This is a genomic window from Rhizobium sp. SG2393 (assembly GCF_042610495.1).
Lineage (GTDB): Bacteria > Pseudomonadota > Alphaproteobacteria > Rhizobiales > Rhizobiaceae > RU20A.
The window spans coordinates 322984-338502 of sequence record NZ_JBHGAP010000002.1; the positions used below are offsets into that span (position 1 = coordinate 322984).

Annotated in this window: 15 protein-coding genes; 8 read left to right on the forward strand and 7 right to left on the reverse strand. The window is 63.3% G+C overall.

The annotated features are described in order from the left end of the window. Nucleotides 1–29 precede the first annotated feature (29 nt). The gene (locus ACED18_RS10300) at nucleotides 30–209 is read right to left on the reverse strand and encodes a Flp family type IVb pilin (RefSeq protein ID WP_377291742.1); all 180 of its coding nucleotides are present in this window, start codon (nucleotides 207–209) and stop codon (nucleotides 30–32) included. 323 nt (nucleotides 210–532) lie between these two features. On the opposite strand from ACED18_RS10300, the gene ACED18_RS10305 reads away from it, so the two are divergent. The 6 genes from ACED18_RS10305 (at nucleotide 533) to ACED18_RS10330 (ending at nucleotide 5082) form a co-directional block, all read left to right on the forward strand. Beyond that, on the forward strand, nucleotides 533–952 hold the full coding sequence (locus tag ACED18_RS10305) for a pilus assembly protein N-terminal domain-containing protein (protein WP_377291744.1): 420 nt from the start codon (nucleotides 533–535) through the stop codon (nucleotides 950–952). Nucleotides 953–1108: 156 nt separating this feature from the next. Beyond that, entirely contained in the window at nucleotides 1109–1738 is a 630-nt protein-coding gene (locus ACED18_RS10310; RefSeq protein ID WP_377291746.1) for a TadE/TadG family type IV pilus assembly protein, read from the forward strand. 8 nt (nucleotides 1739–1746) lie between these two features. Beyond that, on the forward strand, nucleotides 1747–2334 hold the full coding sequence (locus ACED18_RS10315) for a TadE/TadG family type IV pilus assembly protein (RefSeq protein ID WP_377291748.1): 588 nt from the start codon (nucleotides 1747–1749) through the stop codon (nucleotides 2332–2334). Nucleotides 2335–2477: 143 nt separating this feature from the next. Next, nucleotides 2478–3698 carry a phosphopentomutase gene (locus ACED18_RS10320; protein ID WP_377291750.1) on the forward strand — a complete coding sequence of 407 codons (1221 nt, stop codon included), beginning with the start codon at nucleotides 2478–2480 and terminating at the stop codon, nucleotides 3696–3698. 115 nt (nucleotides 3699–3813) lie between these two features. Further along, nucleotides 3814–4443 carry a uracil phosphoribosyltransferase gene (upp, locus tag ACED18_RS10325; RefSeq protein WP_377291752.1) on the forward strand — a complete coding sequence of 210 codons (630 nt, stop codon included), beginning with the start codon at nucleotides 3814–3816 and terminating at the stop codon, nucleotides 4441–4443. Between the two features lie 114 nt (nucleotides 4444–4557). Further along, nucleotides 4558–5082 carry a TIGR02281 family clan AA aspartic protease gene (locus ACED18_RS10330; RefSeq protein WP_377291754.1) on the forward strand — a complete coding sequence of 175 codons (525 nt, stop codon included), beginning with the start codon at nucleotides 4558–4560 and terminating at the stop codon, nucleotides 5080–5082. On the opposite strand, the gene deoA is transcribed toward ACED18_RS10330, so the two are convergent. From deoA to ACED18_RS10360, 6 genes are all read right to left on the reverse strand, one after another. Then, the gene (gene deoA, locus ACED18_RS10335) at nucleotides 5075–6385 is read right to left on the reverse strand and encodes a thymidine phosphorylase (protein ID WP_377291756.1); all 1311 of its coding nucleotides are present in this window, start codon (nucleotides 6383–6385) and stop codon (nucleotides 5075–5077) included. The two genes, ACED18_RS10330 and deoA, sit on opposite strands and share 8 nt — an antisense overlap. A gap of 3 nt (nucleotides 6386–6388) precedes the next feature. Then, nucleotides 6389–7159, reverse strand: a complete 771-nt coding sequence (gene deoC / locus ACED18_RS10340) for a deoxyribose-phosphate aldolase (RefSeq protein ID WP_377291758.1) — start codon at nucleotides 7157–7159, stop codon at nucleotides 6389–6391. Nucleotides 7160–7315: 156 nt separating this feature from the next. Beyond that, nucleotides 7316–7708 (reverse strand): cytidine deaminase, encoded by a 393-nt coding sequence (locus ACED18_RS10345; RefSeq protein ID WP_377291760.1) that lies wholly within the window; start codon nucleotides 7706–7708, stop codon nucleotides 7316–7318. Nucleotides 7709–7711: 3 nt separating this feature from the next. Beyond that, a complete protein-coding gene (locus ACED18_RS10350) occupies nucleotides 7712–8683 on the reverse strand; it encodes an ABC transporter permease (protein WP_377291762.1) in 972 nt (323 codons plus the stop codon). A gap of 1 nt (nucleotide 8684) precedes the next feature. Then, nucleotides 8685–9818, reverse strand: a complete 1134-nt coding sequence (locus tag ACED18_RS10355; RefSeq protein WP_377291764.1) for an ABC transporter permease — start codon at nucleotides 9816–9818, stop codon at nucleotides 8685–8687. Further along, nucleotides 9815–11350, reverse strand: a complete 1536-nt coding sequence (locus ACED18_RS10360; RefSeq protein ID WP_377291766.1) for an ABC transporter ATP-binding protein — start codon at nucleotides 11348–11350, stop codon at nucleotides 9815–9817. Before ACED18_RS10360 ends, ACED18_RS10355 begins: the two co-directional genes overlap by 4 nt. 361 nt (nucleotides 11351–11711) lie before the next feature. Between ACED18_RS10360 and ACED18_RS10365 the strand changes: the two genes are divergently transcribed. Together ACED18_RS10365 and ACED18_RS10370 are read left to right on the forward strand one after the other, a co-directional pair. Next, a complete protein-coding gene (locus tag ACED18_RS10365) occupies nucleotides 11712–14273 on the forward strand; it encodes an FAD-dependent oxidoreductase (protein ID WP_377291768.1) in 2562 nt (853 codons plus the stop codon). 197 nt (nucleotides 14274–14470) lie between these two features. Next, entirely contained in the window at nucleotides 14471–15517 is a 1047-nt protein-coding gene (locus ACED18_RS10370) for an ornithine cyclodeaminase (RefSeq protein WP_377291770.1), read from the forward strand. Nucleotides 15518–15519 lie beyond the last annotated feature (2 nt).

The window sequence follows — 15519 nt, forward strand, 5'->3', positions numbered from 1 at the left end:
ATGAACACCGGGCGTGTCAGGCGATCGTCTTACGTCTTAGCGGTGACGTTCAGGTAGGTGCTCAGGTTGTTGAACTGCGTGTTCAGCTTGGAGCCGAGCGCCGTTGCACCGGTGATGAGGGCGACCGAGATGAGGGCTGCGATGAGGCCGTATTCGATGGCGGTCGCACCCGACTCGTCCTTCAGGAAACGAGCGAAAATCTTGTTCATGTTCATTCTCCTACCAAGAAAGGTTCTGGTTCAGCACTACCGCCAACTGTTTCCGTTGTTCGGGTGTCGCCAAGGTACAAAGCACCACTTGCCATCGCCTTAAGAAACAGGGTTAGCAAAGGGTGAATATTCGGCGTTGCTTATTTTGGTAAATGAACCGCTACCGTACCGCGCCCCGTGAGCGGGATGCGGGCAGAGACGCGCCGCGGAGGCGCAGGGAGCGCAGGATCGGCTTGGCAGCGGATCAGGCCGGAACAGCGGCTTAACCGTTCATTCACCAAAACCCGTCACAGTATGCAACGTCATTGATCCGGAAAACGCCGATGCCTGTGTCCCGCGCCGCTGCCTTTGTATCCTGCCTTGCCGCCGTGCTCGGGGGTATCGTCGTTGCGGCCAGCCCCGCACTGGCCGGCACCGAAGCCATGCGGGTCTATATGGACCAGGCGCGGGTGCTGAAGCTCGACCGTGCCGTCTCGAAGGTCATCATCGGCAATGCAGAGGTCGCGGATGCGACGGTGGCAGATGCCCGCACCATCGTTCTGACCGGCAAAAGCTTCGGCACGACCAATCTTGTCATTCTCGACAACGACGGCAATGCGCTGGTGGACAAGCGCATCATCGTCTCGATCGACGAGGGGGATACCGTGCGCGTCTATCGCCAGACAGAGCGTTCCGTCCTGTCGTGCGCGCCGATCTGCGAGTCCCATGATGGCTCGAAGGCATCGACCGGCAACGGAAACTAGGGCCAGGGCTCGCCACCTCCCCGGATGGCCGCTTCGGTACAGTCGCCGTCAAATTTAACGATCGTGCATACGAATTCTCAACGAGCCCCCGCTTATCATGGGATCCGTAACGGCACGATGCGATGTGCCGGCTTTGACGACTGACAGGGCGATGTGATGCTGCGGTTCCGGAAAACATCGAGGCAGGCGCAAGGTTCGGGAGACGCTTGCGGTGGCCTCTTCCGCCGCTTCCGGAAAAATCGCGACGGTGCGACAGCACTTGAATTCGCCATTCTCGCCATGCCGTTCTTCGTCATTCTGTTCGCATCCGTGGAAACATTCGTTGCCTTCACAGGCGAACAGCTGATCGCGTCGGCCACCGATACCATGGCCCGCAAGCTGCGCACCGGCCAGATCACCTTTCAGCAGGGCCGACCCAGCGACCTCACGAATGAGGAGTTCCGTACAGCCTTCTGCAAGGAAATCTCGGTCATGATTTCCTGCTCCGGAACCGAAGCTTCAACGCCCGCCAAGCTCTTCATCGACGTGCGCAGCGTGTCGTCCTTCAGCAATCTGCCGGAGACAATGAAGCGCACCGGCGGTGCGGGCTCTGACGTGAGCACCGCAGGTTTCGACTTCAAGCCCGGTGGACCGGGCACCATCAACATGATCCGCGTCTACTATCGCTGGACGGTCATGACCGATCTCGTTCGTCCCTATGTCACCAATCTTCGGCCTGCCGGCTCCAGCATGCCGAACGACTATCTGATGGTGGCGACAAGCACCTATCAGGCGGAAAGCTACTGAGGTCCATGATGCCGACGTCACGGAAAGTCTCTGCCCGCCACTATGGAATAAGCCGCTTTCTTCCACGTATTCTTCGGGATCGTTCGGGAACCGGCGCCATCGAATTTGCCATGGTCGTGCCGGTGATGCTCATCCTCTACATGGGCAGCTTCGAGCTTTCGCTCGGCTTTTCCATGGCCCGAAAGGTGGCGCGCGCCTCCAGCACGATTGCGGACCTCACGGCTCAGCGCAATGCTGTCGACGCGGCAACGCTCGACAGCATGAAAATGGTCGTCCAGCGCGCGCTGGAGCCGCTTGGCGGCGACAGCTTCACCATGAAGATCACCGGGATCACCGTGGCATCCGACGGGACCGCAAAGGTCGCCTGGTCGCGAGACGAAAAGGGAGCGCGCCCCTATGTGGTCGGGTCGCCCGTGACCCTGCCCTCGGGCCTTGCAACCTCGACCACCTTCGTCGTGCGCTCGGAGGTCACCGCGCCCTATACGCTCTGGTTCTATCGGCCGAATTCCACGGAAACCTCCGCCTCGATCACCCTGGCGAAGACCTATTATTTCCGCCAGCGCGTCGGCGACAAGATCGATTGCCAGGGGTGCTGAGGCGGCAAGCCTTGCATCCCGTTCCGTCTGCTCATGATCTCCCGCCAAAGCCTCCTTACGAGCACAATTGCTTCCGGTCACCGGCAGGTCTATGGCTGATCTCCACTGCCCGATAGGCCGGCAGGGCGATTGCGGATGATCCCATGGCGAGAGCCTTTCTTCTTCTCCTTGATTCCTTCGGCATTGGCGGTGCGCGCGATGCAGCCGCCTATGGCGACGACGGCGCCGACACGCTGGGCCATATCGCCGAGTTCTGCGCGGCCGGGGCGGCAGACCGAGACGGGCTGCGCGCGGGACCGCTGAAGCTTCCGATGCTGTCCGCGCTTGGCCTCTTGGAGGCTGCGCGCTTGGCGACAGGGCGCTATCCGGCAGGGATGCCTGTGCCCGACCGAACCTTCGCCATCCATGCGGCGGCCTGCGAAATCTCGCATGGCAAGGATACACCTTCCGGACACTGGGAAATTGCCGGCGTTCCGGTCCTTTTCGACTGGGGACACTTCCCGACGGAAGGCCCGGCATTTCCTTCCGATGTCGTCGAGGCGCTTTGCCGCGAAACCGGCGTGTCGGGCATTCTCGGAAATTGCCATGCATCCGGGACCGACATCATCGCCCGGCTGGGCGAAGAGCATCTGCGGACCGGCTATCCGATCTGCTACACCTCTGCCGACAGTGTTTTTCAGGTGGCCGCCCACGAAGAGCTGTTCGGGCTCGACCGCTTGATGGCCTTCTGTACTGCGGCGCGGCGGCTTCTGGATCCGCTCAATATCGGTCGCGTCATTGCCCGACCCTTTGTGGGCTATGATCCGCAGAGCTTCAGGCGCACCGGCAATCGGCGGGACTTTTCCGTACCGCCACCGGCGCCGACCATTCTCGACCGCCTGAAGGCGGCCGGACGGGAGGTGCACGGGATCGGCAAGGTGGGCGACATCTTCGCCCATCAGGGCGTGACACGGCTCAGCAAGGCCGACGGGAACGCCGCGCTCTTTGACGAAACGATCGCGGCGATTGATACGGCGCCCGAGGGATCGCTGACCTTCGTCAATCTTGTCGATTTCGACATGCTCTACGGCCACCGCCGCGATGTCGCGGGCTATGCTGCCGCGCTCGAGGCTTTCGACCGACGCCTGCCGACCTTCGGCCGCAAGCTCAAGCCCGGTGACCTTGCGATCATCACCGCCGATCACGGTTGCGATCCGACCTGGCGCGGCACGGATCACACGCGCGAACGTGTGCCTGTGCTCGCCTTCGGCCCGGGTTTTACGTCCCGCTCGGCCGGCATCCTGCCAACGTTCTGCGATATCGGCGAAACGATCGCCAAGCACCTCGGCCTGCCGCAGGGACCAAACGGGCGGTCCTTCCTGTAGCCGCTCCTTGATCGACATCCCTGGTTGAAAGGTGCCGCTGACCCTTGCAGGGTCCGGGTCATCCGTGAAAAAAGAGTGGTCAAGACCGGGAAAAGGCAGACAGGAAAGCAGCACCATGGACGGCGTGACAGTCATCAATCATCCCCTCGTGCAGCACAAGCTGACGATCATGCGGAAGAAGGAAACGTCGACGGCGAGCTTCCGCCGGTTGTTGCGAGAGATCTCAACACTGCTCTGCTACGAAGTGACGCGCGACCTGGAACTGACCCAGCAGTGCATCGAGACACCGCTCGAGGAGATCGAGGCACCGATCCTGGAAGGAAAGAAACTGGTTTTCGCCTCCATCCTGCGCGCCGGCAACGGTCTTCTGGAAGGTATGCTGGAACTGGTGCCATCGGCCCGCGTCAGCCATGTCGGCGTCTACCGCGATCACGAGACGCTCGAAGCCGTCGAATATTACTTCAAGGCGCCCGAGAACCTTGCCGAGCGACTGGTGATCGTCGTCGATCCGATGCTGGCGACCGGCAACTCCTCGATCGCTGCCGTTGAAAAGCTGAAAGAGCGGGGTGCGCACAATATCCGTTTCCTGTGCCTGCTGGCCGCGCCCGAAGGGATCCGGAACTTCCAGGAAGCCCACCCTGACGTGCCCATCTTTACCGCCTCGATCGACCGCCACCTGAACGAGAAGGGTTACATCGTGCCCGGTCTCGGCGATGCGGGCGACCGTATGTACGGGACGAAGTAACTAAGCCATAACCACGCCTGCAACCAAAGGCGGTGGAAGCCTGGCGGACTACTGTTTTTCAAGAGATTTCTGAAATAGTGTCTCCGAATATTAAAACGCGAGGAGGCATATCGCGTGATCAGGGGACTAGCCAGCGTTGCTCTTCTGGCCGGAATGGCGGCAATCGCCGTTCCGGAACTCATGACGGCTGTGTTGAAGCGTGCGCCGGAGACTGCCGGGCAACCCGTATCGGCCGAAGCCGCCTCGGCGGTGCCCCCTTTGTCCGCGGCCAGCAAGGTCCGTCTCGACGCAGATGCCTATCATCACTACAGCAGCCGTTTCCGCATCAATGGTCGCTCTACCGATGGCCTGATCGATACCGGGGCGACGCTGGTGGCCCTGAACGAGACGACGGCAAGGCGCCTGGGGATCCTTCCCGTTCACTATCAGGGCAAGATCGCGGTCAACACCGCAAATGGTCCCGTGACAGGTTCCGGCGTCGTTATCGACCGCATCGAAATTGGTTCGATTGCCGTGCGCAACATCAGTGCCGTCGTGCTTCCGGATACGGCGATGGGAACGACGCTCATCGGCATGAGTTTCCTCAGCAAACTTCGCTCCTACAGCGTGTCAGACGACACGATGGAACTCGTCAGGTAATCTCCGACACCAGCACCGGCCTCGTCGCCGGCGCCTCTTCGGCAATGTGGATGTGACCTGCAAGGACTGCAGCAGCCTGCTCGGCGCCAAGCGGACTTGCCGCATGAAGCGTTGCCAGCAGATCGCCCGCTTCAACCCGCGTGCCCACCGGTCTGAGATGCGTCAGGCCGACGCGATGGTCGATCCCATCCTCTGCCCGGAGCCGCCCTCCCCCCATTTCGATGAGGAGCAGACCGATATCGCGCGTCCGATAGCCGGCGATATATCCGCTGCGGGCGGCCACAACAGGCAGGCGCTCGGGCGCAGGCGCCAGATATCTGTCAGGGTGTTCGACGAAATCCGCGGGCCCGCCGAGCGCATGGATCATGCGGCCGAGGCGGTCGAGGGCCTCACCGCTTGCGAGCACGCTCCTTGCTCTCTCGTGGCCCGCCTGCCAGCTGGTCGCGCGACCTGATGCCAGCAGCATGTCGGCGGCCAGAGCCAGCACAACCGTCTCGATGCGTGTGCCTGCCTTTTCGCCCCTCAGGAAGGCAAGTGCATGTTCCACCTCGCGGGCATTGCCGACGCTGTCGGCGAGCGGTTCGCTCATATCCGTCAGGCGGGCGCGGGTCGGCAGGCCCGCGCCGTTGCCGACATCGACGAGCGAGCGTGCCAACGCCTCCGCCTCGTCTTGTCCGGTCATGAAGGCGCCGTTGCCGAGCTTGACGTCGAGCACGAGGGAGCCAAGCCCGGCAGCGAGCTTCTTGGACAAGATGGAGGCGGTGATCAGCGGCACGCTGTCGACCGTAGCCGTGATGTCCCTGACGGCATAGAGGCGACCATCCGCAGGGGCGAGTGCGGCCGTCTGCCCGATGATGGCAGCGCCGGCCGTCTCCACTGTGCGTCGCAGGGTTTCCGCATCCGGCGCGATCTCATAGCCTGGTATGGACTGCAGCTTGTCGAGCGTGCCGCCGGTATGGCCGAGGCCGCGACCGGAGATCATCGGCACGGTGAGGCCGCAGGCGGCTGCGATCGGCGCCAGCATGAGCGAGACATTGTCGCCGACGCCGCCCGTCGAATGCTTGTCGGCCACCGGCCGGTCCGCGCCCGGCCATGACAGCACCGTGCCGCTGTCGCGCATGGCGAGCGTCATCGCTACGGTTTCGGCCGGTGTCATGCCGTTCAGCCTGACCGTCATGGCGAAGGCGGCGATCTGGGCCTCGCCGATCGAGCCGTCGCCGATGCCGGCGATGAAGCCGGCGATCTCGTCCGGCTCCAGGATTTCCCCGTCCCGTTTGCGGCGGATGACCTCCTGCGGCAGCATGGCTCAATATCCGGCAGCCGCCGCCGTGCCCTCGCGCCCCTCGATGACCGAGAGGATGTCATTGAGCAGCGAGGATGCGCCGAAGCGGAAGGTGGAGGGCATGACCCAGTCGGGCCCGTGGATGGTGACGGCGAGATCGAGATAGAGGCGCGCCTGCGCCACGGTCTGCACGCCGCCCGACGGCTTGAAGCCGACCTTGCGTCCGCTCTCGCGAATGGCTGTCAGCATGATGTCGGCCGCTTCTAGCGTTGCGCCCGTCGGCGTCTTGCCGGTGGAGGTCTTGATGAAATCGGCGCCGGCGCGGATGGCCAGATGCGCGGCGCTGCGGATAAGGCCGGTGTCCTTCAGTTCCCCCGTTTCCAGGATCGCCTTCATGGTGATGGCGGGGCCGCAGGCCTCGCGCACCGTCGCCAGCATGTCGATGACGGCCTGTTCGTCGCCGGCCAGCAGGGCGCGATAGGGGATGACCATGTCGATTTCATCGGCGCCATCCGCCAGGGCACCGGCAATCTGTCCGCGCACAGCCTCATGGCTTTCATCGCCGCCTGGGAAGTTGACGACGGTGGCGATCCGGACGGGGCCGCCGCCGAGAATGGCGCGTGCCTGGGCCACGAAACGCGGCCAGATGCAGACAGCCGCCGCATGGCCATAGGGCGTCTGCGCGCGGGCGCAGAGGGTTTCGATCTCCGCGGGCGTGCAGGTTTCGGAGAGATTGGTGAGGTCGAGAAGCGACAAAGCGAGCGTGGCAATCTGCCGGGAGGTGGCTTCGATCATGGTGAGTGTTCCGTAAGCTTGGCGCGCTTGCCGCCGGCAATGCGCGCGTCCTGGCATCGGCGGGACAGGCTGATATCCCGCAGCGAATGGAAGGGACCAGCCGACAGGCGCGGCCGGCGGCCGCCCCCCCCGGTCAGCCCCACTGGCGGCCCCCGGTCAGCCGATGACTTCCGTCTCGAAACTGTGGGGCAACAGGTCCGACAGGGCAAGGGTCTTGCGGATACCCGCCTCGTCGCAGAGATAGATGCGGGTGCTCGCCCCGGAAAATTCGGCGAGCCGCTGGCGGCAGCCGCCGCAGGGCGGGCAGAGCGCCAGCTTCTCAGCAATCACCGCAACGGCCTGGATCTCGCGCTGGCCGGCCATGACCATGTGGCTGATGGCGGTCGTCTCCGCACACCAGCCTTCCGGAAAGGACAGGTTCTCGATATTGGCGCCGGTGTAGATCTTGCCGTCACCGGCGCGGATCGCCGCGCCGACGGGGAACTTCGAATAGGGCGCATGCGCCTTGCCCATGGCCTCGCGGGCAGCCTCGAAAAGCTCGGTGTCCATGTCTCAGCGTTCCTTCACGTAAGGGATGCCGCCGGCCTTCGGCGGGATGGCCTTGCCGATGAAGCCGGCAAGCAGGATGACGGTGAGGATATAGGGCAGTGCCTGCATCAATTGAACCGGCACCTGGCCGATCAGCGGCAGCGGATTGCCCTGCAGGCGGATCGCCAGCGCATCGAGGAAGCCGAACAGCAGGCAGGCGAGCATGATGTTGAAGGGCCGCCACTTGGCGAAGATCAGGGCCGCGAGCGCGATATAGCCCTTGCCCGCCGTCATGCCCTTCACGAAGCCGGCCGTCATGGCAAGCGAGAGATAGGCGCCGGCAAAACCGCAGAGAATGCCGCAGCAGATGACGGCGCGGTAGCGCAGCCAGATCACCGAAATGCCGGCCGTATCCACGGCACCCGGATTTTCCCCGACGGCGCGCAGGCGAAGGCCGAAACGGGTCCGGTAGAGCACCCACCAGCTGGCCGGCACGAGGGCGAAGGCGAGATAGGTCAGCAGGAAATGGCCCGAAAGCAGGTCGGAATAGATCGGCCCGAGGATCGGCACGTCGCGCACGGTGTCAGCGAAGGGCAGGTCGATCGTCGAGAAGCGCGCGCCTTCGGACAGCGCCGGCGTGCGGCCGCCCTGGCGGAACCAGGCTTCGCCGAGAATGACGGTGGATCCGGCCACGACGAAGTTGATGGCGACGCCCGAGACTATCTGGCTGCCGCGCTGGGTGATGGAGGCATAGCCATGCACCAGCGACAGGAGAACCGAAATGAGGACGGCGGCAAGCAGGCCGAGCCAGACCGAACCGGTGACCGCGGCAACGGCACCGGCGGCAAAGGCCCCGCCGAGCATCTTGCCTTCGAGACCGATGTCGAAGACACCGGCGCGCTCGGTGAAGAGGCCGGCAAGGGCTGCAAAAATCAGCGGCACGGAGACGCGCACCGTCGATTCCAGGAGCACGATCAGGGTGTGGAAGAGGTCCATCTCAGGCTCCCTTGCTCTCAGCTACGGTGGCGCGGCGGCCTGCGAAACCCGCCAGGGCGGAGGTGATCGCCGGGCGGAACATGTTTTCGAGCGCGCCGGCAAACAGGATGACGAGACCCTGGATGATGACGATCATGTCGCGGGAAATGGTGGGCATCTCGAAGGCGATTTCTGCGCCGCCCTGATAGAGCATGCCGAAGAGAATCGAGGCCGGGATGATGCCGAGCGGATGAGAACGCCCCATCAGCGCGACCGCGATGCCGACGAAGCCGGCGCCCTGCACGAAATCGAGCTGCATGCGGAACTGTTCGCCCATGATCGGGTTCAGCGCCATCATGCCCGCCAGACCACCGGAAATCATCATGGCGATGATGGTGATGCGGCTTTCGCTGATGCCGGCATAGCGGGCAGCGCCCGGGCTGTGGCCCATGACGCGCATTTCATAGCCGAGTTTGGTGCGCCAGATCAGCACCCACACACCGAAGGCCGCGACAAGCGCCAGCAGGAAAGAGATGTTGAAAGGGGCGTTCCCGATGTTGAGGCCGAAGATGCCGAGCAGCCAGTCGAGCTTCGGCAGTTGGCCGCCCTCCGCAAAGGTGCGCGTCTGCGGCGCCATGGAGCCGAGCGGCTTCAGGACGCGCGTCAGGAGATAGACCATCAGGCTCGAAGCGATGAAATTGAACATGATGGTGGTGATGACGATGTGGCTGCCGCGTTTGGCCTGCAGCCAGCCGGGCAGGAAGGCCCAGGCGGCGCCGAAGGCAATCGAGCCGACGAGCGCGATCGGGAAGACAACGAACCAGGGCAGCGTCTGGTCGAAATAGAGACAGGCGAGCGCGACGCCGATGCCGCCGATATAGGCCTGTCCCTCGCCGCCGATGTTGAAGAGGCCCGCATGGAAGGCGACGGCGACGGCAAGACCCGTGAAGATGAAGGTCGTCGCATAGTAGAGCGTGAAACCGATATATTCGCCGCGACCGAAGGCACCGTTCACAAGGTGGTAGGCCGCTTCCAGCGGATTTTCGCCTACCAGCAGCACGACGAGGCCGGCGACAATGAAGGCGACGACGAGATTGACGAACGGGATCAGGCCATACTCGGCCCAGTTCGGCAGCTTGGCGTAGGGATTGCTCATTCCGCGGCCTCCTTGGAGCCTTCGACACCGGCCATCAGCAGGCCAAGTTCCCCTTCCGTGGCATCGGGCCGACGCTCGCCCACCACGCGTCCGGCGAACATGACGAGAATACGGTCGGAGAGCGCGCGGATTTCGTCCAGTTCCACGGACACCAGCAGCACGGCAACGCCCTGGTCGCGCATTTCGATGATGCGCTTGTGGATGAATTCGATGGCGCCGACATCCACGCCGCGGGTCGGCTGGCCGATGATCAGCACGTCCGGCCCACGCTCCATCTCGCGCGCCAGCACGATCTTCTGCTGGTTGCCGCCGGAGAAATTGGCCGTCTTCAGGCGCGGGTTCGGCGGGCGGATATCATAGCGGGCGATCTTTTCCTCCGCCTCGGCGCGGATGGCGTCCACGTTGAGGAGCACGCCGTTGCGGTATTTCGGATTGTCGTGATAGCCGAGAATGGCGTTTTCGCTTTCGTCGAACTTCAGGACGAGGCCCACATGGTGACGGTCCTCCGGCACATGGGCGAGGCCGCGGCGGCGCAGCTCGGCGGGATCGACCGTTCCCGTCACCTCCACCGGCTTGCCGTTCAGCGTCATCGTGCCGGACACGGCCCGGCGCATGCCGGCAATCGCCTCTAGAAGCTCCGACTGGCCGTTGCCGGCGACACCGGCGATGCCGACGATCTCGCCGGCCCTGAGATCGAGCGAGACGTTGTCGACCATCGTCACGCCGCGGCCGTCCCTGACGGTGAGGTTGCGCAGCGACAGCCGTGTTTCGCCGGGCTTTGCCTCGCCCTTTTCCACACGCAGCAGCACACGGCGGCCGACCATGAGTTCGGCCAGCTCCTCCACGGAGGTCTGGTCCGTTTTCCGGGTCGCGACCATCTCGCCCCGGCGCATGACGGAGACCTCGTCGGTGATCGCCATGATCTCGCGCAGCTTGTGGGTGATGAGCAGCACGGTTTTGCCCTCGGCCTTCAGCTGGGCGAGGATGCGGAACAGGTGATCGGCCTCGGCGGGGGTCAGAACGCCGGTCGGCTCATCGAGGATCAGGATATCGGCCTTGCGATAGAGGGCTTTCAGGATTTCAACACGCTGCTGGATGCCGACAGGCAGCTCCTCGATCAGCGCGTCGGGATCGACTTCCAGCCCGTATTCCTTTTCCAGCCGCTTCAGCTCGACGCGGGCCTTGGCGATGCTGGAGTTGAGGATCTGGCTGTCCTCGGCGCCGAGCATGATGTTTTCGAGCACGGAGAAATTCTCGACCAGCATGAAGTGCTGGTGGACCATGCCGATGCCGGCGGCAATCGCGGCATTGGTGTCGCGGATGGCGACCTGCCTGCCATCGACGATGATCTCGCCCCGGTCGGCCTGGTAGAAGCCGTAGAGGATCGACATCAGCGTCGATTTACCCGCGCCGTTTTCGCCGATAATGCCGTGGATGGAGCCCTTGCGGACTTTCAAATTGATGTCGCGATTGGCATGGACGAGGCCGAAGCTCTTGTCGATGCCCCTGAGCTCGATGGCAAGATCGCTCATGGTGCCGTCTTGATCCCCGTTTATGTTGTCTCCGGATCAGGATTGCAGACCGCGCTCCGCCCGGAATTTTTACCATTTGGTATAACTTTGGCGCCGAATTTCGCAAGCCGAAATCTCCGGCGCCCCGTCCCATGCATCTGTCTTCTCCAGTCTTTCTAATGAAGTGGCCGGAGTAAAGCCCTGATCGCTGCCACGGGCCGGTCAAGCACGGGTGTGAAAACGACGATGCACAGGTCATGCGGCTGTTCTCTGTACGACAAAACCCGTCGTGCAGTTTTGGAAGAATGTCGCAGACAGGCTGCACAGTCTGACGATAAGGCCCTAAGATCACCGGCAAAACAGACATCAGGGGTCGCGTTCCATGGCAGAATTTCCTCAGAAGGCCAAAATCGTCATCATCGGGCTCGGGGGCATTGTCGGCGCCTCCATCGCCCATCACCTCATCGAGCGGGGCTGGGACGACATTGTCGGCATCGACAAGTCGGGCATCCCGACCGATATCGGCTCGACGGCGCATGCGTCGGACTTCTGCTACACCACCAGCCACGACTTTCTCTCGGTCTGGACCACGCAGTATTCCATCGATTTCTACGAGAAGATGGGCCATTACGCCCGCATCGGCGGGCTTGAAGTTGCCCGCACCGGCGATGACGTTTGGATGGAAGAGATCAAGCGCAAGCTGTCTTCCGCCCGCGCCTTCGGCACGCGCGCCCACTATGTCTCGCCGGCCGAGATCAAGGAAAAGTTCCCGCTGATCGAGGAAGATCAGGTGATGGGCGGCATGTTCGACCCCGATGCCGGCCTCGTCATTCCGCGCTCGCAGACGGTTGCCGGCAAGCTGGTGGATGCCGCCGAAAAGACCGGCAAGCTGCAGATGTTCGGCAATACGCCGGCCAAGTCGCTGATCGTTGAGGGCGGCCGCATCAAGGGCGTCGTCACCCACCGCGGCACGATCATGGCCGATCACGTCATCGTCTGCGCCGGCCTGTGGGGCCGCCTGATCGCCGAAATGGTCGGCGAGGACCTGCCTGTCATGCCGGTCGATCACCCGCTGACCTTCTTCGGCCCGTACAACGAATTCGAAGGCACCGGCAAGGAAATCGGCTTCCCGCTTTTGCGCGACCAGGGCAACTCCGCCTATATGCGCGACACGGGCGATCCGAAGACCACCGAAGGCGGCCAGATCGAGTGGGGCTATTACGAGCAGCACAATCCGCGCATGTGCCATCCGCGCGAGCTGCTGGAAAAGCACGAGGCACGCCTCTCACCGTCGCAGCGCGACCTCGATATGGAGCAGATCCTTGAGCCGCTCGAAAAGGCGATGGAGCTGACGCCGATCCTTGGCGAACTCGGCTATAACGAGAGCCATTCCTTCAACGGCCTCCTGCAGGTGTCGGCCGCCGGCGGCCCTTCCTGCGGCGAGAGCCAGAAGGTGCGCGGCCTCTGGTACTGCGTCGCCATCTGGGTCAAGGATGGACCGGGCTATGGCAAGCTGATCGCCGACTGGATCACGGACGGGCGCACCGAGATCGACCACAACTCGATCGACTATGCCCGCTTCTACCCGCACCAGCTGACGGAGGACTTCATCGCCGGCCGCTGCTACGAGGCGGCGCAGAAGATCTACTTCCCGGCCGTGCACACGCGCGAACCCTATGCCTCTGGCCGTGGCGCCAAGCGCTCGCCCATGTATGAGCGCGAGGTGGAACTCGGCGGCTACTTCATGGAGCTCGGCGGCTGGGAGCGTGCCCACGGCTATGCGGCTAACGAGCATCTCCTGGAAAAGTACGGCGATCGTGTTCCCGTGCGCGAGAACGAGTGGGACAACCGCCACTTCTGGCGCGTTTCCAATGCCGAGCATCTGGCGATGAGCGAGGATTGCGGCATCGTCAACCTCTCGCATTTCCACATGGTGGACATCGAGGGACCAGACCACGTCGAACTGCTTGAATGGCTGTGTGCCGCCAAGATCGGCGGCGACGCCAATATTGGCAAGGGGATCTACACCCACTTCCTCGATGACGAGGGCATGGTGCGCGCCGACTTCACCGTGTTCCGCATGGCCGATCGCTGCCGGCTGGTGAACGGTGCGGATGCCGGGCCGCGCGACTTCCACTACATGAAGCGCGTCGCCGAGGATCGCGGTCTCAACGTCACCATCACCGACGTCTCGGAAAAGTTCATCACCATCGGCATCTGGGGCCCGAATGCCCGCGAGACGCTGAAGAAGGTGGTGGCAGACCCCGCCGGTCTCGACATCGAGAACTTCGCCTTTGCCGCCATCAAGCAGATCGAGATCGCCGGCAAGTCCGTCGCCGCCTTCCGCATCTCCTATGTCGGCGAGCAGGGCTGGGAACTGCACATGAAATACGAGGATGGCCTTGCCGTCTGGGACGCGCTGCGCTCCACCGGCGTGATGGCCTTCGGCGTCGAGACCTACGCCAACTCGCGCCGCATGGAAAAGAGCCTGCGCCTGCAGAACGCCGACCTCATCACCCAGTACAATCTCATCGAGGCCGATCTTGCCCGTCCGAAGGTCAAGGAGGCGGATTTCCGCGGCAAGGCGAAGCACCTGGAATACAAGGCGCGCCCGCACCAACCGGCCATGCTCTGCACGCTCGTCATGACGGACAATACCGACAGCAAGGGCGTGAAGCGCTACCCGGTCGGCTCCATGCCGGTGGTCGATCCCGCGACGGGCGAGGTGCTGGTCGACAGCCTCGGCCGCCGCTCCTACACGACCTCGGTCGCCTTCGGTCCGACGATCGGCAAGAACATCGCGCTCGCCTATCTGCCGCACGACTATTGCGAAGTCGGCCGCAAGCTGAACGTCGAATATTTCGCCGAGAGCTTCCCGGTGGAAGTTGCCGCCGTCGGCTACAAGCCGCTCTACGACCCCGAAAACCTCAAGCCGCGCAGCTGATGCGCGGTTGAAAGCCCGGACTTCAGGAAACCCGCCGCCGAAAGGCCGGCGGGTTTCTCTTGAACGCGCCTCTGACATTTTGCGCGAATGCTCCTAGCAAATTGCGCATTTCCCTGCGCAATTCTTACCATCCTTGCTCTTTCGGCCAGAAACCGCTGCAGGCTACTCTTGGAACATATCGCCAGAGGAGAGCCCGCATGTTCATTCCGCCGTCCGAAAAAGCCCTCGTCCCCTTCGTCAGCGTCGAGAACATGATGCGGCTGGTGCATGCGATCGGCATCGAGACGGTGCTTCGGGAACTGACCGACGTGATCGAGGCGGATTTCGCGCGGTGGGAGCTGTTCGACAAGACGCCGCGCGTGGCGTCTCACTCGCGCGAGGGCGTGATTGAGCTGATGCCCACCTCGGATGGCGAGATCTACGCCTTCAAATATGTGAACGGCCATCCCAAGAACATGGCGCAGGGCCTGCAGACCGTAACCGCCTTCGGCCTTCTGGCGGAAGTCTCCACCGGCTATCCGGTTCTGCTGACCGAAATGACGCTGCTGACGGCGCTGCGCACGGCGGCCACCTCGGCCATGGCCGCCCGGCATCTTGCTCCGAGAGGGGCGCGGGTGATGGCGATGATCGGCAATGGCGCGCAGGCGGAATTCCAGGCGCTTGCCATGAAGGCGGTGCTCGGCATCGATACGGTGCGCCTCTACGACATCGACCGCCGTGCCACGGAAAAGACCGTGCGCAACCTCGCCGGCACCGGCATCACGGCCATTGCCTGCGCCTCACCGGAGGCGGCAATCGAGGGTGCGCAGATCATCACGACCTGCACGGCCGACAAGCAATATGCGACGATCCTGACCGACAACATGGTCGGCGCCGGCGTCCACATCAATGCGATCGGTGGCGACTGTCCGGGCAAGACGGAGCTGCACCGCGACATTCTCCTGCGCGCCGACACCTTCGTGGAGTATCCGCCCCAGACCCGTATCGAAGGCGAGATCCAGCAGATGCCGGCTGATTTCCCGGTCACGGAACTCTGGCAGGTGGTGACCGGCAAGATCGCGGGACGGCGAGATGCCGGCCAGATCACGCTGTTCGACAGCGTCGGCTTTGCCATCGAGGATTTCTCGGCGCTGCGCTATATCCGCGACCGCCTCGCCGGCACGGATTTCTACCAGAACCTCGACATCATCGCCGATCCCGACGATCCGCGCGACCTGTTTGGCATGTTCCAGCGCGCCGGCTGACG

Bases quoted from the DNA above. Each gene is read 5' to 3' on its own strand.
- ACED18_RS10365 (WP_377291768.1), top strand. From the start codon at position 11,712: ATGGCAGAATTTCCTCAGAAGGCCAAAATCGTCATCATCGGGCTCGGG.
- ACED18_RS10360 (WP_377291766.1), bottom strand. From the start codon at position 11,350: ATGAGCGATCTTGCCATCGAGCTCAGGGGCATCGACAAGAGCTTCGGC.
- ACED18_RS10345 (WP_377291760.1), bottom strand. From the start codon at position 7,708: ATGGACACCGAGCTTTTCGAGGCTGCCCGCGAGGCCATGGGCAAGGCG.
- ACED18_RS10300 (WP_377291742.1), bottom strand. From the start codon at position 209: ATGAACAAGATTTTCGCTCGTTTCCTGAAGGACGAGTCGGGTGCGACC.
- ACED18_RS10350 (WP_377291762.1), bottom strand. From the start codon at position 8,683: ATGGACCTCTTCCACACCCTGATCGTGCTCCTGGAATCGACGGTGCGC.
- upp (WP_377291752.1), top strand. From the start codon at position 3,814: ATGGACGGCGTGACAGTCATCAATCATCCCCTCGTGCAGCACAAGCTG.
- ACED18_RS10315 (WP_377291748.1), top strand. From the start codon at position 1,747: ATGCCGACGTCACGGAAAGTCTCTGCCCGCCACTATGGAATAAGCCGC.
- ACED18_RS10310 (WP_377291746.1), top strand. From the start codon at position 1,109: ATGCTGCGGTTCCGGAAAACATCGAGGCAGGCGCAAGGTTCGGGAGAC.
- ACED18_RS10320 (WP_377291750.1), top strand. From the start codon at position 2,478: ATGGCGAGAGCCTTTCTTCTTCTCCTTGATTCCTTCGGCATTGGCGGT.
- ACED18_RS10370 (WP_377291770.1), top strand. From the start codon at position 14,471: ATGTTCATTCCGCCGTCCGAAAAAGCCCTCGTCCCCTTCGTCAGCGTC.
- ACED18_RS10355 (WP_377291764.1), bottom strand. From the start codon at position 9,818: ATGAGCAATCCCTACGCCAAGCTGCCGAACTGGGCCGAGTATGGCCTG.
- deoC (WP_377291758.1), bottom strand. From the start codon at position 7,159: ATGATCGAAGCCACCTCCCGGCAGATTGCCACGCTCGCTTTGTCGCTT.
- ACED18_RS10305 (WP_377291744.1), top strand. From the start codon at position 533: ATGCCTGTGTCCCGCGCCGCTGCCTTTGTATCCTGCCTTGCCGCCGTG.
- deoA (WP_377291756.1), bottom strand. From the start codon at position 6,385: ATGCTGCCGCAGGAGGTCATCCGCCGCAAACGGGACGGGGAAATCCTG.